This is a genomic window from Neptunomonas sp. ABH4_499, assembly GCF_056160565.1.
Window position 1 is genome coordinate 34,700 of the sequence record NZ_JBSWXK010000020.1, and the last position, 20,067, is coordinate 54,766.

Consider the following 20,067-nt stretch of genomic DNA (forward strand, 5'->3'; position numbering starts at 1 on the left):
CGTGCTGCGCTCAACCTTCATCGAGGCTTGGATCTTAAAAAGAGCCTCCCTGATCTGCTGTGTTCTTGGTTCAACCCATGTTTTAGCGGTTGATATGGAGGGGGAGAGTGCTTTTTTTGATCAGCTGCCTACGGTGATCAGCGCATCTCGGCTGAATCAAAGCTTGTTAAAAGCCCCATCGGCCATGACGGTGCTGGACCGAGAGATGATTGAAGCTTCGGGTTTTACCAATCTGGCGGATCTTTTTCGTTTGGTGCCTGGCTTTCAGGTGGCTCAAGTGGATGGACGTCGATTCTCGGTAAACTACCACGGCGGTGGGTGGGAGTACTCCAATCGGATTCAGGTGTTGGTCAATGGGCGCTCAACCTATGCCGCCACACTCTCTGCGGTCGATTGGGACACCATTGGCGTTCATATCAAAGACATTGATCGCATTGAAGTGGTGCGCGGGCCTGCGGCTTCGGCGTACGGGTCTAACTCCTTTACCGCGGCTATCAATATCATTACCCGCCCGATCATCTTGGATGATGATTTAACTGCAGAGGTTCGTGTGGGGTCCCAGCAGGATCGAGAGCTTTTGGTTCGAGGGACGGAGCTTTGGGAAGATCAACGACTTCGGGTATCCGCATGGCATCGGCAGGATAACGGCTTCGATGGCCAGCCCGATCACCGTTTTTTTAATAACCTATCCATGGCCTATGAAAAGGAGTTCGATAACCGTGCATTGATGCTCTCTGGGCACTACGTAAGCGGGCATACCGGGACGGATGTGGATCTGTTTTATGGCAAACGCAACCGAGAGGTCGAAGCGGCCAGTACTCAACTTCGTTATGTGCAAACCATTGATACTGAGCGTGAGTGGCAAATTAATGCCTATCACAACTATGACTCAAACGATGATCGTGTTCGAAGCCCCTATTTAGCTGGACTGTTTGGGCTAACTGAAGATCAGTTTGAATCCCTCTTTGGTGTGCCGGACCAGCAAATTACCTTGGGACGTACGATTTTTAACTCCCATAAAACCGACGTGGAATATCAGTACAGTGGTGTTCATACCTCGGGGTTGCAGTATATGTGGGGTTTAGGTGCCCGCTACGAAACGTACAAAAGTCATTTTTTGGTCAAAAGTGGCGAAGTGGATAGCTTTACTTACCGAGCACTGGGTAATGCTCAGTTGCCCCTCTCATCGTCTTGGACTCTGAATGCTGGGGCTTTGTGGGAGTACGAGCAGGACGAAGATCAATACGTATCACCCAGGCTTGCCCTTAACTGGCAGTTCTCGGATGTGCAGTCGTTTCGGTTAGCCTACTCTAGGGCGTACCGCCTGCCGTCCATTTTGGAGCGCAATTTTGATATGCACTCCCGTTTATCCAACGGTTTGTTGTTTGATCAGCGGATTTTGGCAGACCCTAACTTAACGGCCGAAGAGGTCTCTAACATAGAGTTAGGCTGGGTGGGCAAGCTTCGAAACCATCCCGTGCAGTGGGATCTTAAGCTTTATCATCAAAAGATCGACGATTCGATCGGTTATGTATTTGATCAAACGGTGGATCATCCCAGTGGGTTAAACAGTCGAAAACTCACCAATACAGGCTATTACATTGCACAAGGGGTTGAAGGAGAATTAACTTGGCGTCCGAAGAAAGAGACATTTGTTCGCTTTTTCTTTAATGTAGGCCGCGATAAAGAACATGTCGCTCGTCGCGCGGTCGAACCATTAAAGATCATTACCCGAACGGACCTCTCGCCAAGAAACAGCTACGGCTTGATGTATTCACAACCGGTTCGAGATTGGCATGTTAATGTCGCCGCTTACCATGTCGATGACATCGTCTGGAAAAGCCGCGGAGATCACGTGGATGGGTACGACCGGGTGGACTTAAACCTGCGTAAGCGGTTTTCGATCGCTCAGGGGCAGCACTTGGATCTCACCTTCGGGGCCCAAAGTATCGGTAATGAATATCATGAATTTTCCGATAACCTAATCTACGAACCTAGGTATTACGTCAGCTTGAGTATCACCAACCCTTAATGAAGCTTCTGAAAAACACTCTGATCGCGCTGCTTATGCTTGCAAGTCCCGCCCTATACGCTGGGCAAGAGCGGGCTTATCTTGTGCTCTCGGGTGAGAGTGATCTATACAGCCAAGTTACTACACTGATTCGCCATTACCTGACGTCGGACACTCAGCTAAGAGTGGTCAATTGGGATCAGATCCAATCAACCGACATCGACCCCGATGCGCTTCTGATTACCGTTGGGCGTAAAGCGGCCGAAAAAATCAGTCAGTTCAACCGTCCTCAACCAGTCGTATTCAGCTTTATTGATGCAGAAACCTTAAACCGTCAACTGGCGCGATCCCACTTTGAAGCACCATGGGCGGCGACCGTAATCAACCAGCCCGCCGAGCGTTTAATCAAGGTCTCGAAGCCATTAATCCGAACCGCGTATCGCGATAAGCTGTTGGTCATCCTAGATGAGGAAAACCAGTGGGCGCTGGATCAGATTGAGGCATTACCCCAAAAGCAACGGGACTATTTGGATGTGATGGTTTTGGGACGCAATGAAGTGGCGGCCCGCTTAATTGAAGACTCCTTTTTCAAGGTTGCAGCGGTTGTGGCCTTAAACGATACGGTGATCTGGTCGGGTAACAGCGCTAAGTGGATTTTGCACCAAGCGTACACCTACCAAGTGCCTGTGGTGGGCTACGCGCAAACCTTCCAAAAAGCCGGTGCCATGGTGTCGGTTTACTCATCCTTAGATCAAATAGCCAACAGTACCGCTAAATTGATTGACGCTTGGCATTCAACAGGCGCACTCTCAAGTGAGGGGATGGTGTACTCGGAGTATCATATGGAGATGAACGACTACATCGCACGCGCGTTAAAGTTTGACCCCAACGTCTTACCGCAACAAGTGGATTAACCGCCATGATGGGTTCCAGAATCAAAACGCAGCTCTTGGTGATCTCTCTGACGCCCTTGATGCTGGTGATGATTCTGGTGTTGGCGTTCTTTGTGAATGCCTCCAAAGATACATTGGAAGAGCGCATTCAATACCGTGGTGGTGAGATTGCCGCCCAAATCGTATCCATGTCGGAATTCTACTTCTATACCGGCGACATCGACCGTCTGCAAGACGTAGCCGAGCTGATGATCAACATCGATGAGCTGATGAGCATTCATTTTCGTGGCGTGGATGATCAGACCATTGTATTTCGGGAGCTCGACAGTAAAGATCAACCGATCCGTATGTTTACTGTGCCGATCATGGCCGAAAATAAGCTCGCCGATGAACTCACCGAGATGGCCTATGAAAACGAACCAACACCCATTTTGGGTAGCTTAACCATTGGCCTTTCCGAAGATCGTTTAACCACACAGTTGGCGGCGTTGTATTCCCGCATTCTGTGGGTGGGTGTTGCAGGGATGCTGCTTGGGATGGTGTTGGTGTATTTCTTAAGTCGCTCGGTGACGCGCTCGTTAACCTCCTTAGCGGAAACCGCCAAAGAGATCGAAGCCAGCAAGTTGTACAGCCGATGCCCCGAAAACGGCAAGGGCGAGCTATTGGCGTTACAACACATCTTTAACGACATGGCCGAATCGCTGGAGCGTAACGAGCAGATACTGCAAACGCGTATTTTGGATGCCACCGCCAGCTTAAACGCCAGTGTCGAGGAGCTGTCCCTTAAAAATGACGAGTTGGCTCGTAAGCGCCAAGAAGCGATTAGCCTAGAACGCTCTAAAGCAATTTCGGATGAGCGTACCCGGATTATGAAAGACATGCACGATGGCATAGGCGGGCAATTGGTCAGCACACTTGCCATGCTGGACCGTCACGCAGGGGACTCTGTAACTGAGCAAACCAAGACGGATATCGCCGATACCCTTAGGGAGTGCTTAGAGGATTTTCGTCTGATTATTCACTCCCTCAACATCAATGCTGATTCAATGGAAGCCTTGTTAGCGGACTTTAAGTACCGGCTGATTAAACGCTTAAAACCCCTGAACATCGAGCTGATCTGGTACATGTCGGAATCACTCGATCACGTAAAGCTACAGCCACAACAATCCTTGCATCTGTTACGCTTCCTGCAAGAGGCCACCACCAACACCATGAAACACTCGGGCGCCAGTGAGTTGTCAGTTAGGGCGGTGTGCTTAAGCGAGCAGATGGTGTCGTTGGAGGTGTCCGATAACGGTCAGTGCGAGCAGTACGAGTCCGTTTTAACAGGCCATGGGATTAAGAACATGCAGTGGCGGGCGTGCGAGCTTGATGGCACCTTGAATCTGGCCAATGAGTCGGGTGGGTTATGCATCGAATTGCAGATACCGCTTTATAAAGACGATGAAGGCCGTTTACGCATTGGTCTTACGTCGCAAAAAGCTGACCAAATGGATCCCTAGTTTTAGGGATAGGCTCAGAATAGGCCGATACGTACACTTTGAAGGGTGAGGGCTTCAATGGAATTGATAGCTCACAGACTGCGAAAAGCGAGCGGTGGGTAGGTTTTTCAGGGAGATCTACCCACCGCGATCTTTTAAGACAAACGCCTCACTTCTTATCGGCTACCTTACTTCTTAAACCTTTTCCAGGTAATCAACCAAAACGCAAATGAAGCCCCCAATGCAGCAAAATGCATCTCGTAGGCGGTGGGTATGCTTAAAGACTCTGGCATGTCCATCAAGGGTTTGGCCGCGGTAAAAAGGGTCAGCAATAGCAGTAGATACCCCAACCGAAACCCAAATTGACACAGCCAAAGCGCAGCTAACAACCAAAGCCCATAGAGCCAAGACGAGGCGCCCAAATAGAAGCTGCGTTCATACGCCAGCGCCAAGTAAAGATCGCACGCGATGAGGTTAATGGCAAAGGCGACCCACCAGACCCAAGTAGAGATCCGTTTTTTAAGCTGGCTGATGCATGCATAGAGGCCCAAAGCCCCCACCGCATTGGTGATCAGGTGGCGCAAATCCCAATGGGTGAGATGCGCGGTGAGCCACGCGTACAGATGGGGCGCATCGGCATCCCAACGTAAGGCATCGCGATAGGATTCGTTAACAGGGGCGAAAACAAGGAAGGCCACCGGAATCAGGCAAAAGCTCAGTGGCTGATTAAACGCATTAAAAAAGGCCCTCAATGGGCCTTTTAAGTCTGACATATCAGTGTCCAGAGGTATGATCCATAATGATCTGATTATACCGCGCGGCATAGTCGCGTAACGCTTTTTGTTGGGTAAGCGCATCGGACTGATCTTGTCTTAGCACATCTGTATTGGGTAGATAGCGCACGGGGTAATCTTTACTCAGTGCAGAATCCACCCCTGGAATGATCCGATCTCGACCGGCGACGGCCCAAAGACGCTTATCGCCCTTGTTCAATGCCGTTTTTGCATCTGCTTCTGGGTCGGTCCACTCAGACTCGCTGGCAGCGCTGTTTTGGGTGTGTTTTTTGTCGGCCTGAGCACAGCCCATCAGACCAATTACACTCACCAACACCATCAAGAGGGTACTTGGCAGTGACAGTGCACCGCCACCACCGCCGGAGCTGCTGCTCTCGCTGGTGGAACCGGTCGAAGTCGTGCTTGTGCCAGAGCTGACGCTGGAAACACGGCTGGCACTTTGATCTACCACGTCGCTTACAGCCGTGCTGGAGCTGCCCGCAATCGTCGTAAAGGCACGATCATTGATGGCGTAGAACACGTTATCCGAACAATGGATGATGAGGTAACTCTGGCTTGAGCCTGTACTAACCGTTGGTAGTGTGATTTGTGCATAGCCATCATTTTCCGTGTCGTAGGCGATGTAGCTAAAGCTGCTTCCGCCATTGGTGGACAGCAGTAAATCAACATTCTGACACGATACTGGGGCATCGTACGTGTTGGCGACATCCCACTCTACGGTGACGGTCTCGCCCGCGCGCCAAGATTCGCCTTGATCGGGGGTATTCAACACAAACGGGCCGACAGAGCTGTTCACATTGATCACGGACTCGTCGATCGCCACGCCCCCATTTCCATCACGCACCGTGAAACTGAAATTCAACTCTCGCGTTGTGGTTGGATAGGCTTCACCAATGGATAAGGTGCCGTCGATCACATCGGCTAACGCAGGGAAGAACCGAGTGGTTCGCGTGCTGGGTTCCAGCGAGCGGAACAACGGACGTGAACCGTCATCGCCCATAGTGCTCGATGACGAACTGGCTGTGCCGGTGTCTTTTTCTTCCCAAATGTAGCTTAGGGTATCTCCATCGGCATCCGATGCCGCCCCGGTTAAGAAGAACGGGGTGTTGGCTGGAATCGTATGGTCATTGCCCGCATTGGCGGTCGGCGCTGTGTTATCGAGTGTTTGAGCCACACCACACGAGGTGGTGCCCAGGTAATCCTGAATCTCGCCGATGGAGCCTGCATGGAAAAATGCACTGCTTTCGGATTGCAGGTTTTGAGTACCACAGATACCGGCATAAGCCATGATGGTCGAACCACTACCAGGTTCCCAAGCGGTACTGGCGTTACGGTTGGTCGTCGAGCAAGAGCCTTCGCCTGTGCCATTAAAGCTGTGGTTTGCGCCAAACTGATGACCAAGCTCGTGTGCCAACATGCTGATGTAAAAGATATCGCTGTTGGGTTCGCTGTAACCCGACACCCCCGCCGCTTTGTAATATGCGTTGGAGGATGGGAAACGCTCGGACGCACAGACCGTTCCTAAATACGCTAAGCCATCCCCCACGGTGGTGAACAAGTGGCCCACATCAAACGCGCTTACTCCAATGACACTTGGGATCACCTCGGCAACGGTTTCTATATCGACAGCGGCATTGCCGTTTACAAAGGGATCGGAGTTTGCGTTGGTGTAAAAAAGGTCATCCGTATCGGTTGCCAGTTGCAAGGTGACCGCCAAGTCTTTCTCGTAAACGGCGTTGATACGGGTTACGGCATTCACCACGGCATTATAGGTGGCCGTTGTGCCGCCAAAATAGCTGGTGTATTCACCGGTGGTGGCAACCGCCAGTGTGTACTGGCGAATCTGGTTGGAGCTTGTGCGTGCCGCGATCGATTTTTCGGCTGATTCTAGAATCGCTAAATCATCCGCCCGTTTAAGTACGCCTTCTGAGCGGATTTGGCTTTGACGCACCGTATTTTTAGCGAGATAGCTTTGGTATTGGCCGGTGTTCTCGCGGCTGATCGGATCGATCATAAACCACTCGCCATCGTGAAAGATCATCGCATGGAAACCGTTGGGCCCCACATCGATCTTACCGCGCGTTTGAGTATCTTGGGTGCTCACCGCGTTGAAGGTTGCGACCTCTGGGTAACGGTCTCTTAAGGATTCGGGCAAGGTTGAATCTTGTGTGACCGTAAAGGTTTCAAATTGGCCATCGGGCAGGGGGAGGGACAACTCAAGCTCGCCACCGTTTTCGGCCAAGGTTCTGAGGGTAGATGCCATGGCATTAAAATCAGCCGACAGATCAAAGGTGTTGATGGCTTTGATCGAGCGCTCAGAGAGTTGGATGCTGGCGGATTTAGCCGCCGTATTGCCGGAGTACCAAGGATTAAACGCATCGGCCAAGGCGATATTTGATCCGCTGATGGCGATGGCCAAAGTGCTGATCATTGGAACAAACGCTTTCATATGTGTCCCTTAAATATGAACGGTGTGTTTATAAAATGGTGATAATAGTTCGCAACAACTATAGACAAAGCGCTTACGTTAAACCACTTTTTCGATGCGAAAACCGCGATATTAAAAGGGATAAGGTGTGATGCGTTTACGAAAAAAAGGGCGTCAGTAACGAGTCACTGAGCGCCCCAACGTAGGAGGAGTATCGTCTTAACGATTTTTGATTAGGCCGCGATTAACACGCGACCATTAATAATGTTGGTGGGCCATGCGGTAAGTTTCACGGACTCATCGTCCAAGCATTGGCCGTCTTCTAAGCGAAAACGTTGTTTGTACAAAGGCGATGCCACGTAGAGATCCTCCCCAGAGGAGCCCACTAAACCTCGGGATATTACATTGGCATGTCCAAAGGGATCCCACTGGCTGACAGCAAAGACTTTGTCACTCTCTGGCAGGTAAAACAGGGCCACCTGCTGGTCACCCACCAAAGCGCACACGCCGCTGTTAGGCACCAGATCATCCAGATTACACAGATCTAACCAATTCATACGTTTGTGCTCCTTTATCCAACCAGCTTAATCGGTTCGGCTTTCTCTTCGTCGCGCGCTGGGCGAATCTGACCACGCTCTTGAACGAAGACAATGTTGTTGTCTTTCTCGTCGCTGTTCACAAAGGTACGGAAACGCTTACGGGCTTCCTCACTTTCCACGGTTGTCTTCCATTCGCATTGGTAGGAATCAACCACATGCTGCATCTGACGCTCCAACTCTTCGGCAAGGCCCAGATGATCATCGATGATCACTTTGCGAAGGTACTCAAGGCCGCCTTCAAAGTTTTCCATCCACACGGAAGTACGCTGCAAACGCTTACCGGTTTTGATGTAGAACATTAAGAAGCGGTCGACGTATTTGATCAGGGTCTCTTTGTCCAAATCCGTTGCGAAAAGGTCTGCATGGCGGGGCTTCATGCCACCGTTACCGCACAGGTACAGGTTCCAGCCGTTTTCGGTGGCGATGATGCCAACATCTTTACTCTGTGCTTCGGCACATTCACGAGTACAGCCCGACACGGCCATTTTGACTTTGTGCGGCGCGCGAAGGCCCTTGTAGCGGTTTTCCACTTCGATGGCGAAACCGACGCTGTCATCCACCCCGTAGCGGCACCATGTGCTGCCGACGCAGGATTTAACAGTACGCAGGGACTTACCGTACGCGTGGCCGGTTTCCATACCGGCATCGATCAGCTCTTCCCAGATGGCAGGTAGCTCTTCTAAACGGGCACCAAACAGGTCGATGCGCTGACCGCCGGTGATCTTGGTGTAGAGGTTGTATTTTTTACCCACGTTACCGATGGCGATCAGCTGATCCGGTGTGATCTCACCCCCAGCAACCCGAGGTACAACAGAGTAAGTACCGTCCTTTTGCATGTTTGCCAAGAAGGTATCGTTGGTGTCCTGAAGCGGCGTGTTCTCTTTGGTCAGAACGTAATCGTTCCAACAAGAGGCCAGCAAAGAGCCCACCAAAGGTTTACAGATCTCGCAGCCTAAACCGCCATTACCGTGTGAGTGCATCAAGTCTTTGAAGGATTGAACCCCCTCAACACGGATGATGTTGTACAAATCTTCACGCGTGTAAGAGAAGTGCTCGCAGATGTCAGTGCTCACCGCCACACCACGCTCGGACAATTCGTGGTTGACCAAGTCGGTCAACAGCTGAACACAGCCACCGCAACCGGTCGCGGCTTTGGTGGCCGCTTTTACATCGCCCACGGTTTGTGCGCCGTTATCAATCGAGCAGCACACCGCACCTTTGGTGACATCGTGACACGAGCAGATCTGTGCGGTTTCCGGCAGTGCCGACACACCGAGCCCTGTTTGGGCATCGTCGCCACCAAAGTTCGGGACGATCAGCACCTCTGGGTTGGCGGGCAGCTCAATGCCGTTTAGGGCGTATTGCAACAAGGTGCCGTAATCATCGGCATCACCGACCAAGATAGCGCCCAGCAACTCTTTACCGGTTTGGGAGACGACGATCTTTTTATAGACCTCGTTGACCTCATCGTTGTAGGTGTAGGCTTTTGCGCCCGGTGTGTGGGCGTGCGCATCGCCAATGCTGGCCACATCGACACCCATCAGTTTCAACTTGGTGCTCATATCGGCACCTAGGAACTGGCTATCACCGCCGGTTAATTGGGCCACAACCACTTTGGCCATCGCATAACCTGGGGCCACCAAGCCGAAGATACGGCCTTCCCACAGGGCACATTCGCCAATCGCGTAGATGTTGGTGTCGGAGGTTTGACAGTTATTGTTGATCACAATACCGCCGCGCTCGCCGATGTCTAAGCCGCACTGGCGGGCTAAGTTATCGCGTGGACGGATACCCGCCGAGAACAAGATCAAGTCTGTCTCTAGGCTATCGCCATCAGCAAACTCCATACGGTGAACGGCATCATCGCCATCAACGATGTGTAGGGTATTTTTACCGGTGTGGACTTTAACGCCCAACTCTTCAATTTTGGTGCGAAGCGTCTGACCGCCACCTTCATCCAGCTGAACCGCCATCAAGCGTGGCGCAAATTCAACCACGTGCGTCTCTAACCCTAAGTCTTTCAGCGCTTTGGCCGCTTCCAAGCCCAACAGACCGCCACCGACCACAACGCCGATTTTGCCTTGTTCGGCTGATGCTTTGATCGCTTCCAAATCTTCGATGGTGCGATACACCAAGCAATGGTCGCGTTCATGGCCAGGTACCGGCGGTACAAACGGGAAGGAGCCCGTCGCCAAAACCAGCTTATCGTAGAAAAGCTCAGTGCCTTTGTTGGTGTAGACGCGCTGATTGTCACGGTCGATTTGAGTGACCGCTTCGCCAATAAGGACGTTTAAACCCCAGCTTTGGTAGGTGTCGATATGGCCCATCGCCAGATCTTCAGCGGTGGAACCTGAAAAGTAGCTGCTTAGGTAGACACGGTCGTACGCTAAACGTGGCTCCTCACAGAAGACAGTGACATCGAAATGCTCGATCTGGCCACTGTCGGCCAAGCTTTGTAGGAACTGGTGTCCCACCATGCCATTACCGACCACTACAAGATTGGGTTTGTTCATGACGATGCTCCTGTCAGTGCCTTATTAGGCTGAGGTGTATTAGGCTGATTTGTGTGTGCTTCTGTGAGCGTGCAAAACGATTTGCCGTACAGAAGGTGAGGCAGCAGATCATCAACCTTGGTCTGCTGCTCCAGTAATTCGAAATACCAGTTGCCATCTTGCACATCGCCAAACAGAACGATGCCGACGATACGCTGATCTCGTAAAATCAATTTTCGATAGGCGCGATGGGTTGGGTCTTTAAGGGTTAGGGTGCGGTCCCCCTGTTCGGCATCGACCAATCCGGCCGAGAACAGATCCACCCCCGACACTTTCAACTTGGTGGGCACGGCCTTAGAGGCATACTGCGTTTCGCTACCAAACACTAAGCGCTCGGCCAGTAGCTGGGCCTGATCCCAAATAGGGGCGACTAGACCAAAGGTTTCGCCGCGGTGCTCGATGCACTCGCCAAGGGCGCTAACGCAGGCGTTGGATGTACACAAGCTGTCATCGACGATGATACCGCGACCAACATTCAGCCCAGCGCTCTGGGCGAGGGCTGTGTTGGGGGTTATACCAATAGCGATAATCACCAGATCCGCCTTTAGGGTTTCGCCGCTGCCCAACAAGGCACCGCTGACGCACCCATCCCCTAAAAAGGCATCTACTTGATTGTCCAAGCGGGTGTCGATCCCTTTTTCCAAAAGCGTTTCGCGCAGCATCTCGCCGGATTCAGCATCCAGCTGACGGTTCAGCAAATAGGGCGCGCGGTTCACAACTGTGGTGTGCACACCTTTGATGGCTAAGCCATAAGCCGCTTCCAAGCCCAGTAACCCACCGCCAATCACGACGGCGTTTTTTGCGCTTTGGGCCGCGGTTAGGATCGCATCCACATCCTCGATGGTTCTAAAGAGATAGATGTTCTTTAAGTGATCCCCAGGGGTCGGTACCCGAAACGGTAAAGAGCCTGTCGCAAACACCAGCTCGTCATAAGAAAGCTCGGTGCCTTGTTGGCTGACCAAGGTTTTCTGCTCGCAGTCGATGCCGGTGATGCGCTCGTTTTTGTACAGCGTGATGCCGTGCTCTTGATACCAATCCAATGAATTAAGGATGATCTGGTCGGCTGTCACATCCCCCGCCAACAGCGGGGAGAGCATGATTCGGTTGTAGTTGGGGTGGGGCTCTTCACCAAACACCGAAATCTTGTATTTAGAACGATCCAGCTGCATTAGTTCATCCAGCAATCGGCCGCCGGCCATGCCGGTGCCTATGATCACAAGATGCTTCTGAGTGGATGGGTTCATGTTTGCTTTGCCCTATAAACGCAAAAAGGCGTTCTCATCTGGCTTATGAAAGCCATCAGAAGAACGCCTTTGTTCAAATTCGATTTATGTGGTGGCGGTATCGCCAACCTATGGTTTATTAGATAGCGATTAACGTGCCAATGTTGATAAGTTTATATAAAACAGTGGTTTATGAGTTTTATGAGCTAATTCTGTGTGGTTTTTTGTGCACTAAAACAGGGATTTTTAATGGATTTGTCTGTTTATGGTGCACGATAGCCAAATTCACGACAGCCAATACACGAGTTGCGCAAGATTGAGCCCCAAAAGCACTAGGCTGATCAGCTTCCAGCTTTTGATCGGGTCTTTCTCGATCCAAGGCTTAGAGGCTGTGGCGGCCTCCAAGCTGCGATTCGGGTGGTGCAGGTCAAACTCAAATTCAGAGAGTGCGCCATAACGATGAATCGGGTTGGGCTGCAGGGCCTTGGCCAGAGCACCTTCAACCCACATCGGGATCTCTCGCACATGGTGATGGCTTGGGGTGTAGATCAGCTCTCGGTAGTGTTTCAGTACCGGCGCATTGGGTGCGCGCTCCGGGTAGGGCAGGTGGCCTGTTAGCATCTCGTACACCATGACGGCTAACGAGAACAGATCCGAACGGGTCGAGCCGCTTTGCCCCATCAGGTATTCAGGTGCAATGTAGTTGACGCTCCCCTGTGGGATTGATTTATCCAGCGGGGAGTTCATCTCCTGAGTACCCGCCACTAAAACGGTACCAAAATCGAGAATTTTAATGACGCCGTCTTGGGTCAACATGATGTTTTCGGGTTTTAAATCCTGGTGCACCATCTCTTTTCGTTGAAACGCCCGAAGCCCCGCCACAATTTGCTTAAGTAAAGGGCGCACTTAGTGCTGAATCCGAACAAAGTAGTGGTTATATCCTACGCAGCTTCGGCCTTGTCGCCGTTTTCTGCCGGTTTTTCTACCTCGGTCGCTTCAGTACTTTGCACAGTCTGTGCCACTTTCTCTTCTTCGGACTCCGGTTTGCGCTGCTTCTCGTACAGGAAGCTCAGTACCGCATGACGGTAGTGGTTGTACTCCACGTCATCGGCAAGCTCGATGCGGTTTCTTGGGCGCTCCAGATTCACATCCAGTATCTCGCCCACGGTGGCCGCTGGCCCGTTGGTCATCATCACAATGCGGTCGGACAGCAGTACCGCCTCATCCACATCGTGGGTGATCATGATCACGGTGTTGTTCAACTCGTTCTGGATCTCCATTAACGAGTCCTGCAAGTGCGCGCGGGTTAGGGCATCGAGTGCACCGAAGGGCTCATCCATCAGTAACACCGTAGGCTCCATCGCGAGAGCTCGGGCGATACCCACACGCTGCTTCATGCCGCCCGAGATCTCATCCGGGCGCTTATCGAGCGCATGGCTCATGTGCACCAGATTTAAGTTGTGCAAAATCCACTCGCGCATCTCGGCTTTGCTTTTTTTGCCTTTAAACACCTGCTTAACCGCAAGCTCGACGTTTTGGTACACCGTAAGCCAAGGCAGTAGGGAGTGGTTTTGGAACACCACGGCACGCTCAGGCCCGGGTTCGTTGACCTCTTTGCCATCCAGTACCACACCGCCGCGAGTGGCTTGGTATAAGCCCGCCACAATGTTAAGGACGGTCGATTTACCACAGCCAGAGTGGCCGATTAGGGAGATAAACTCTCCTCTTTTGATTTTTAAGTTCACACCTTGCAGGGCCAAGAACGGGCCTTTTGGCGTTGGAAACTCGATTGAAACGTCTGTCAGGTCTAAATGTGTACACATGATCGTTCTCCAGTTCTTGGGTTAGCGCAGGGCAGCGGATTTGTCCCAAGAGACTTTGCGTTGGATGATCAGCATCAGGCGATCCAGCAAGAAGCCGATAAAACCGATGGCAAGCACTGCCACCATGATGCGGCCAAGGGATTGAGAGCTGCCGTTTTGGAATTCATCCCAAACAAACTTCCCAAGACCTGGGTTTTGCGCCAGCATTTCAGCGGCAATCAATACCATCCAGGCGATACCCAGCGACAAGCGAAGACCTGTAAAAATGGATGGGATCGCGGATGGGATCACAATTTTAGTTACGTGCGTCATCCAGTTAAGGCGCAGCACCTTACTGACGTTTTGCAGATCCTTACTGATGGACGAAACGCCCACCGCCGTGTTGATCAGCGTTGGCCAGATCGAACACAGGGAAACCGTAATCAGCGAGGTAATAAAGGATTTAGCAAACATTGGGTCGTCAGTGACGTACACCGCCGAAACCACCATCGTCACCAAAGGCAACCACGCCAGTGGCGATACGGGTTTAAACAGTTGGATCAAAGGGTTGATCGCGCTGTACAGCGTTGAGTTTAGGCCGATCATAATCCCAACGGGGATGGCAACCAGCGAGGCCAAAATAAAGCCCGCCATAACCGTACCTAAGCTGGTAAAAATCTGATCAATAAAGGTGGGTGCACCCGTGTAAGGGCGAATCTTCACCACCGCATCGGGGTTTTTAGCCAATTTTTTAGCGTTACGCGCTTCCTGGCGGTCGTAAAAGGCTTGTTCTTTATCACGCTCGGCACTGTGCTCATCCATAAGGTTGTTGGCTTGCTCCCAAACGGCGGCAGGCCCAGGGAAAGCACCCAGCGATGTGTTGATGTTTTTAGCACCGATGTGCCAGACAAACAGAAACACCAACAAGCCTATCATCGGAATCCCTATGGATCGGATGATCAGCATGATCTGCTCGCCTGGGTTTTCGCCTTTGGCGATTTTGATGAACGGCGCTAACCAGCTCATGTTCATCAACCCGTTACGTAAAGAAAGTGCGTTCATAGCTCGGCTCCTGCGTGGCCCCAGAGTCTGGGGCCTTTGTTATCGGTCTTATTCGGGGTTAGATCTGGTCGTCACCCTTTAGGCCGATCTTAAATTTCGACAGGTAATCGTTAGGCTTTTTACCGTCGTACGTAATGCCATCGATGAAGTCGGTTTGCGGATCGCGGTAGCCATCTTCGGTTGCAAAGTCTGGGAATTCCGACGCATCCATCACGCCTTCTTCGATCAGAGCTTTAGCCGCTTGCGCGTAGATATCTGGGCGGTAAACCTTTTTCGCGGTTTCCATGTACCAATCGTCGGTCTTAGGCTCGGCGATTTGGCCCCAACGGCGCATCTGAGTCAGATACCAGATCGCATCTGAGTAGAACGGGTAAGTCGCGTTGTAACGGAAGAACACGTTAAAGTCAGGAACGGAGCGCTTATCGCCTTTCTCGTACTCGAATGTACCGGTCATGGAGTTAGCGATGACATCGTAATCCGCACCGACGTAATTCGGCTGCGATAGGATTTTGACCGCTTCTGGACGGTTCGCGTTGTTGTTCTCATCCAGCCATTTCGCTGCACGGATCATCGCTTTCACGACACGTAGGTGGGTGTTTGGATATTGATCGGCCCATCCTTTAGAAACACCAAAGACTTTCTCTGGGTTATCACGCCAGATTTCGTAATCCGTGATCACAGGTACACCAATGCCTTTGAAGACCGCTTGTTGGTTCCAAGGCTCGCCCACGCAGTAACCGTAAATGGTGCCCGCTTCCAACGTGGCTGGCATCTGTGGTGGTGGGGTAACCGAGAGCAGGGCATCGGCATCAATGGTGCCGGAGGTATCGCCTTTAGCCGGTGCGTAGAAACCAGGGTGGATGCCGCCTGCGGCTAACCAGTAGCGCAGCTCGTAGTTGTGCGTCGATACCGGGAAGACCATGCCCATGTTGAAGGGTTTACCTTCGGACTTGTACTTTTCGACCACAGGTTTCAGCGCATCGGCTTTGATCGGGTGGACGGGCTTGCCATCTTCACCCACAGGGATGTTTGGCTTCATCTGCGCCCAGATGTCGTTAGAAACGGTGATGGCGTTACCGTTTAAGTCCATGCTGAATGCGGTAATGATATGGGCTTGGGTACCGAAACCGATGGTTGCGCCAAGCGGCTGACCGGCCAGCATGTGAGCGCCATCAAGTTGACCATCAATGACACGGTCCAGCAGCACTTTCCAGTTGGCTTGCGCTTCGAGCGTTACGTACAGGCCTTCATCTTCGAAAAAGCCTTTCTCGTAAGCAATCGCAAGAGGTGCCATATCGGTCAGTTTGATAAACCCGAATTTCAGGTCTTCTTTTTCTGGCTCGCCAATCTCGGCATTCGCTGGGCTAAAGGTCAGTAAAGTACTAACGGCGGCAGCACCGAACGTCATCATGGATTTGCGCAGCAAGCTACGACGGCCGATCACCTTTTGCAGAATGTTGTTGGACATGCTTGGTTCTCCATCTTAAAAAAAGAAAAGGCGCCCCGACCGGTCCTAAAACCAGTCTGCGGGCGCCTTTGCCTGACAAAACAAATTGTAATTTTGAAATCTGTATTGCAGGTGGCGTGCCAACAATACACGGTGTTTTTTTACTGGCTTGTTTTTAAAGGGTTTATTGGCTTTCTTTGGTCAGGAAGCTAAAAGGGCTTGTACTTTTATGGCACGCTTTTGTTGTGCAAACTTAGGGCAGGGTGCTCAAAAAGTGCACACAATTGCACCGCATTAGGCGTGTAAAACGGTGCGCAACGCTCTTTTACCTAAGTGTTGTGTGTGCTCTGCATAGAAGCGCACCCCAAGCACGGGTATACTAACTGCCTTTATACTTCAGAGGTTTTTGGTAGGAATATCATGACGATTCGTACTCGCGTAGCACCTTCCCCAACAGGTGATCCACACGTCGGCACCGCTTACATTGCATTGTTTAACTTAGCGTTCGCACGTCAACACGGCGGGGAGTTTATCCTTCGCATCGAAGACACCGACCAAACTCGCAGTACAGCCGAATCTGAACAAAAGATTTTAGACTCGCTTCGCTGGTTAGGTCTGGAATGGGACGAAGGCCCAGATGTGGGCGGCCCACACGGCCCTTACCGCCAGAGCGAGCGTAAAGATATGTACGCACAATACGCGTACGACCTGGTTGAAAAAGGCCATGCCTTTATTTGTTACCGCACCAGCGAAGAGCTGGACGAGCTTCGCGAAGCGCGTCGTGCCGCCGGTGGCCATACCGCATTAAAACAAAGCGATTTGGCACTGCCAGCGGATGAGGTTGAAAAACGTAAAGCCGCCGGTGCACCGTTTGTGATCCGAATGGCTGTACCCGAAGACGATGGCGTATGCGTGGTGGATGACCTGCTGCGTGGCCCAATCGAGCTTGAATGGGGCATGGTGGATGCGCAAATCCTGCTGAAATCCGATGGCATGCCAACCTACCACCTAGCCAACGTGGTGGATGACCACCTGATGAAGATCACCCACGTGATCCGTGGCGAGGAGTGGATTAACTCAGCACCTAAGCACAAGCTGCTGTATCAATACTTCGGTTGGGAAATGCCTACACTGTGCCACATGCCACTGCTGCGTAACCCAGATAAGTCCAAGCTGTCGAAGCGTAAAAACCCAACCAGCATTCTGTACTACCAACGCATGGGCTACATGGCCGAAGCACTGCTTAACTACTTAGGCCGTATGGGCTGGTCGATGCCGGATGAGCGCGAGAAGTTTAGCCGTGACGAAATGTTCGCGAACTTCGACATCACCCGTGTATCACTGGGTGGCCCCGTGTTCGACCAAGAGAAGCTCAGCTGGCTAAACGGCACTTGGTTACGCGAAAACCTAACCCACGCCGAATTTGCAGAGCGCTTCCAAAACTGGGCACTGAACCCAGAGTTTTTGATGCAGATCGTCCCACTGGTACAGCAACGTGTCGAGAAGTTCTCGGATGTCGCGCCGTTAGCGGCCTTCTTCCTGTCCGGCATGTTGGACCTGAAAGAAGCCGACTTTGAGCACAAATCGGTAACGCTGGATGACACGAAGAAGATCCTGCAATTTAGCGTCTGGATGCTGGATACCGAAAATAACTGGGCGAAAGACCACTTGTTTGCCCAAGTGAAGCAATTGTCCGAGTTAATGGGTTATAAACTACGTGATTTCCTATTCCCGCTGTTTATCGCGATTGCGGGCACTAACCAAACCGTATCGGTGATGGATTCCATGTCGATCATCGGCCCAGACATGACCCGCGCACGCCTGCGCCATGCGCTTGGCATCGTAGGTGGCCCATCTAAGAAAGAAGCCAAACGTTGGGAAAAAGAGTTTAAAGAGCTAGCCGCTCAATTAAGCTGATCTCAGACTTTGCAGAAAAAGCCCGGTTCGCCGGGCTTTTTTGTGTCTCGACTTTAGTACGACATGGGTCAAAAACGGGTGTTTTATGGATGGACAGACGGTGGTAATTGTATAGACTCAAGTAAGTGTAAGTCCGTATCAGGGCGGCGTAGATAGTGTGGATAACATTGGTAAGAATTCTGGATAAATATACAGTGTATTTTCAGATTTTGCTTAAACAGGCACGTTTTGCCATTAAGCTAGGCGCGGTTTCTGCGCTGGACAAGTATGGAAATCTTTGTAAAATCAACAAGATAAAGATATTCACAGGGAAGATATCGTGCCACTTATGGAAGAATATCGCGCATGCGCGTTTTTCTACCGTGCAGTTTTTCATGAATCCCTGATTAGTAAATTAAAACAAAGTGTTATCGCAATTTCTGACTTTTGGGTAAGGAATGATATTGCGCATGCACATGAAGAAGCTGTTATGTGTCGTTCAGAGTCTAGCTATGGAAGAAGAAATCAATTGGGTAGAGCCTTGGTGGCATTTGAAAGAAAATGCAAAATTTAAATCTGGCATACAGAAAGAGCTCGATTCTGAAATTGGTCCTAAACATCCTTTATGGCAATTAAAGCCTGTAGCTATTGCCAAAACCGACGCTAATGATGATGTGATAGTTCAGCTCAGTGATGGCAGGTTTGCTTGTGTGCATTTAGTCTGGCATGGAAAAATTGATCAATATCCAGAGAAATTCCCATTGAGCATCATTTTCGATACTGTTGAAAGCCTACAGATTTATATAAATGAAGAGTCAGATGAATACACATAACAAATTGCAGCAGCATCGCCCCTGCGGGGCTGGACAGCCAAACCTGCGGTTCGGCTGCCGCTGTGCAAGGCGTTGAGGCTGTCGGATAAGTCTTTCAGCCCTCGACCTGCGGTCGAATCCTCAGTTACACTGCTTGAAACAAACTTTACCCCGCATGGTGCAACGGATGGCACGCTTCAAACACTACGATTACGAGCAAACCAAGATGATTCCGTTGCGGTTTGCGGATCAAATCCAGAAGGGAACCTTCGAATATACCCTTAATCACGTCGTCGATAATGAACTCGACCTCAGTGTGTTTGAATCCCGTTATCGTAACGACCATAACGGTGCGCCTGCTTATGATCCTGCGCTTTTATTGAAAATCGTTTTATTTGCCTATTCGCGTGGCATAACGTCCAGCCGTAAAATAGCTCAAGCCTGTCGAGAGAACGTTATTTTTATGGCGCTCTCGGCGGATTGCCAACCGCATCACAGCACCATAGCCGACTTTATTTCCCGTATGGATGAAGTGATAGCACCGCTGTTTACCCATGTATTGATGGTCTGCGATGGTATGAACCTAATAGGCCGAGAAATGTTTGCAATTGATGGCTGCAAACTGCCCTCAAACGCTTCGAAGGAATGGAGTGGAACCCGAGCAGAGCTGACCCGAAAGCAAGCCAAAATAGACCGTGCAGTTGCTCGAATGTTGGAGTCGCACCAAAGCAGTGACCAAACGGATAAGGCCCCTGAAATCACCGAGCGGGAGCAAGCTCAAATCAAAAAGTTAGAGCAGGTCTCCGCTAAAATTAAAAAGCACTTAGCGACCGAGCCTGAACGACTCGGTCAGCGTGGCACAGCGGTAAAAGGCAATATAACGGATAACGACAGCGCCAAAATGAAAACGGCCAAAGGAGTAATTCAAGGCTACAACGGGGTCGCTGCTGTAGACGAAAAGCATCAAATTATTGTTCATGCGCAGGCTTACGGAGCAGGTCAAGAACAGCACACACTGTTGCCGATGCTCACGGGAATCGACAAACGGATTCGATCGTTAACCCCTG

General features: G+C 51.2%; 15 protein-coding genes. 6 read left to right on the forward strand and 9 right to left on the reverse strand.

The annotated features are described in order from the left end of the window. Position 1: 1 nt before the first annotated feature. Genes ACXAF9_RS16245 through ACXAF9_RS16255 form a run of 3 tightly spaced genes read left to right on the forward strand, consistent with a single transcriptional unit; the run spans position 2 to position 4,406 of the window. Positions 2-2,032: a TonB-dependent receptor plug domain-containing protein gene (locus ACXAF9_RS16245; protein WP_475075912.1), complete on the forward strand. Its 2,031-nt coding sequence runs from the start codon at positions 2-4 to the stop codon at positions 2,030-2,032. Positions 2,033-2,067: 35 nt separating this feature from the next. Then, positions 2,068-2,925, forward strand: a complete 858-nt coding sequence (locus ACXAF9_RS16250; protein WP_475075915.1) for a hypothetical protein — start codon at positions 2,068-2,070, stop codon at positions 2,923-2,925. 5 nt (positions 2,926-2,930) lie between these two features. Next, positions 2,931-4,406 (forward strand): sensor histidine kinase, encoded by a 1,476-nt coding sequence (locus tag ACXAF9_RS16255; protein ID WP_475075917.1) that lies wholly within the window; start codon positions 2,931-2,933, stop codon positions 4,404-4,406. A gap of 167 nt (positions 4,407-4,573) precedes the next feature. Here the strand turns inward: ACXAF9_RS16255 and ACXAF9_RS16260 are convergent, their stop codons facing one another. The 9 genes from ACXAF9_RS16260 to ACXAF9_RS16300 all read right to left on the reverse strand — a co-directional run bounded on the left by ACXAF9_RS16260 (position 4,574) and on the right by ACXAF9_RS16300 (position 16,256). Further along, positions 4,574-5,158, reverse strand: a complete 585-nt coding sequence (locus tag ACXAF9_RS16260) for a hypothetical protein (protein ID WP_475075919.1) — start codon at positions 5,156-5,158, stop codon at positions 4,574-4,576. 1 nt (position 5,159) lies between these two features. After that, positions 5,160-7,628 carry a reprolysin-like metallopeptidase gene (locus ACXAF9_RS16265; protein ID WP_475075922.1) on the reverse strand — a complete coding sequence of 823 codons (2,469 nt, stop codon included), beginning with the start codon at positions 7,626-7,628 and terminating at the stop codon, positions 5,160-5,162. Between the two features lie 212 nt (positions 7,629-7,840). Beyond that, positions 7,841-8,164 carry a nitrite reductase small subunit NirD gene (gene nirD / locus ACXAF9_RS16270; protein ID WP_475075924.1) on the reverse strand — a complete coding sequence of 108 codons (324 nt, stop codon included), beginning with the start codon at positions 8,162-8,164 and terminating at the stop codon, positions 7,841-7,843. Positions 8,165-8,178: 14 nt separating this feature from the next. Next, entirely contained in the window at positions 8,179-10,719 is a 2,541-nt protein-coding gene (nirB, locus tag ACXAF9_RS16275) for a nitrite reductase large subunit NirB (protein ID WP_475075928.1), read from the reverse strand. Beyond that, complete coding sequence (locus ACXAF9_RS16280) at positions 10,716-12,002, reverse strand: NAD(P)/FAD-dependent oxidoreductase (RefSeq protein WP_475075931.1); 1,287 nt, start codon at positions 12,000-12,002, stop codon at positions 10,716-10,718. The genes nirB and ACXAF9_RS16280 overlap by 4 nt, the downstream gene beginning before the upstream one ends. Before the next feature lie 264 nt (positions 12,003-12,266). Next, positions 12,267-12,887 (reverse strand): serine/threonine protein kinase, encoded by a 621-nt coding sequence (locus tag ACXAF9_RS16285; protein WP_475075933.1) that lies wholly within the window; start codon positions 12,885-12,887, stop codon positions 12,267-12,269. A 35-nt stretch (positions 12,888-12,922) separates the two neighbouring features. Continuing rightward, positions 12,923-13,804 (reverse strand): ABC transporter ATP-binding protein, encoded by an 882-nt coding sequence (locus ACXAF9_RS16290; protein ID WP_475075935.1) that lies wholly within the window; start codon positions 13,802-13,804, stop codon positions 12,923-12,925. A gap of 21 nt (positions 13,805-13,825) precedes the next feature. Then, positions 13,826-14,845, reverse strand: a complete 1,020-nt coding sequence (locus tag ACXAF9_RS16295; protein ID WP_475075939.1) for an ABC transporter permease — start codon at positions 14,843-14,845, stop codon at positions 13,826-13,828. 58 nt (positions 14,846-14,903) lie between these two features. Then, positions 14,904-16,256, reverse strand: coding sequence for a CmpA/NrtA family ABC transporter substrate-binding protein (locus ACXAF9_RS16300; RefSeq protein ID WP_475075952.1), 1,353 nt, complete (start codon positions 16,254-16,256; stop codon positions 14,904-14,906). A 456-nt stretch (positions 16,257-16,712) separates the two neighbouring features. Between ACXAF9_RS16300 and gltX the strand changes: the two genes are divergently transcribed. The 3 genes from gltX to ACXAF9_RS16315 all read left to right on the forward strand — a co-directional run. Continuing rightward, on the forward strand, positions 16,713-18,209 hold the full coding sequence (gltX, locus tag ACXAF9_RS16305; protein WP_475075942.1) for a glutamate--tRNA ligase: 1,497 nt from the start codon (positions 16,713-16,715) through the stop codon (positions 18,207-18,209). Between the two features lie 491 nt (positions 18,210-18,700). Continuing rightward, positions 18,701-19,021, forward strand: coding sequence for a hypothetical protein (locus ACXAF9_RS16310; RefSeq protein ID WP_475075946.1), 321 nt, complete (start codon positions 18,701-18,703; stop codon positions 19,019-19,021). Positions 19,022-19,187: 166 nt separating this feature from the next. After that, the coding region (locus ACXAF9_RS16315; protein ID WP_475075949.1) for a transposase at positions 19,188-20,067 on the forward strand (880 nt) is incomplete at its 3' end.

Coding starts and splice junctions, on each gene's coding strand:
- ACXAF9_RS16250 (WP_475075915.1), top strand. CDS start 2,068: ATGCTTGCAAGTCCCGCCCTATACGCTGGGCAAGAGCGGGCTTATCTT.
- ACXAF9_RS16260 (WP_475075919.1), bottom strand. CDS start 5,158: ATGTCAGACTTAAAAGGCCCATTGAGGGCCTTTTTTAATGCGTTTAAT.
- ACXAF9_RS16300 (WP_475075952.1), bottom strand. CDS start 16,256: ATGATGACGTTCGGTGCTGCCGCCGTTAGTACTTTACTGACCTTTAGC.
- ACXAF9_RS16255 (WP_475075917.1), top strand. CDS start 2,931: ATGATGGGTTCCAGAATCAAAACGCAGCTCTTGGTGATCTCTCTGACG.
- ACXAF9_RS16290 (WP_475075935.1), bottom strand. CDS start 13,804: ATGTGTACACATTTAGACCTGACAGACGTTTCAATCGAGTTTCCAACG.
- ACXAF9_RS16295 (WP_475075939.1), bottom strand. CDS start 14,845: ATGAACGCACTTTCTTTACGTAACGGGTTGATGAACATGAGCTGGTTA.
- ACXAF9_RS16310 (WP_475075946.1), top strand. CDS start 18,701: ATGGAAGAAGAAATCAATTGGGTAGAGCCTTGGTGGCATTTGAAAGAA.
- nirB (WP_475075928.1), bottom strand. CDS start 10,719: ATGAACAAACCCAATCTTGTAGTGGTCGGTAATGGCATGGTGGGACAC.
- gltX (WP_475075942.1), top strand. CDS start 16,713: ATGACGATTCGTACTCGCGTAGCACCTTCCCCAACAGGTGATCCACAC.
- nirD (WP_475075924.1), bottom strand. CDS start 8,164: ATGAATTGGTTAGATCTGTGTAATCTGGATGATCTGGTGCCTAACAGC.
- ACXAF9_RS16265 (WP_475075922.1), bottom strand. CDS start 7,628: ATGAAAGCGTTTGTTCCAATGATCAGCACTTTGGCCATCGCCATCAGC.
- ACXAF9_RS16280 (WP_475075931.1), bottom strand. CDS start 12,002: ATGAACCCATCCACTCAGAAGCATCTTGTGATCATAGGCACCGGCATG.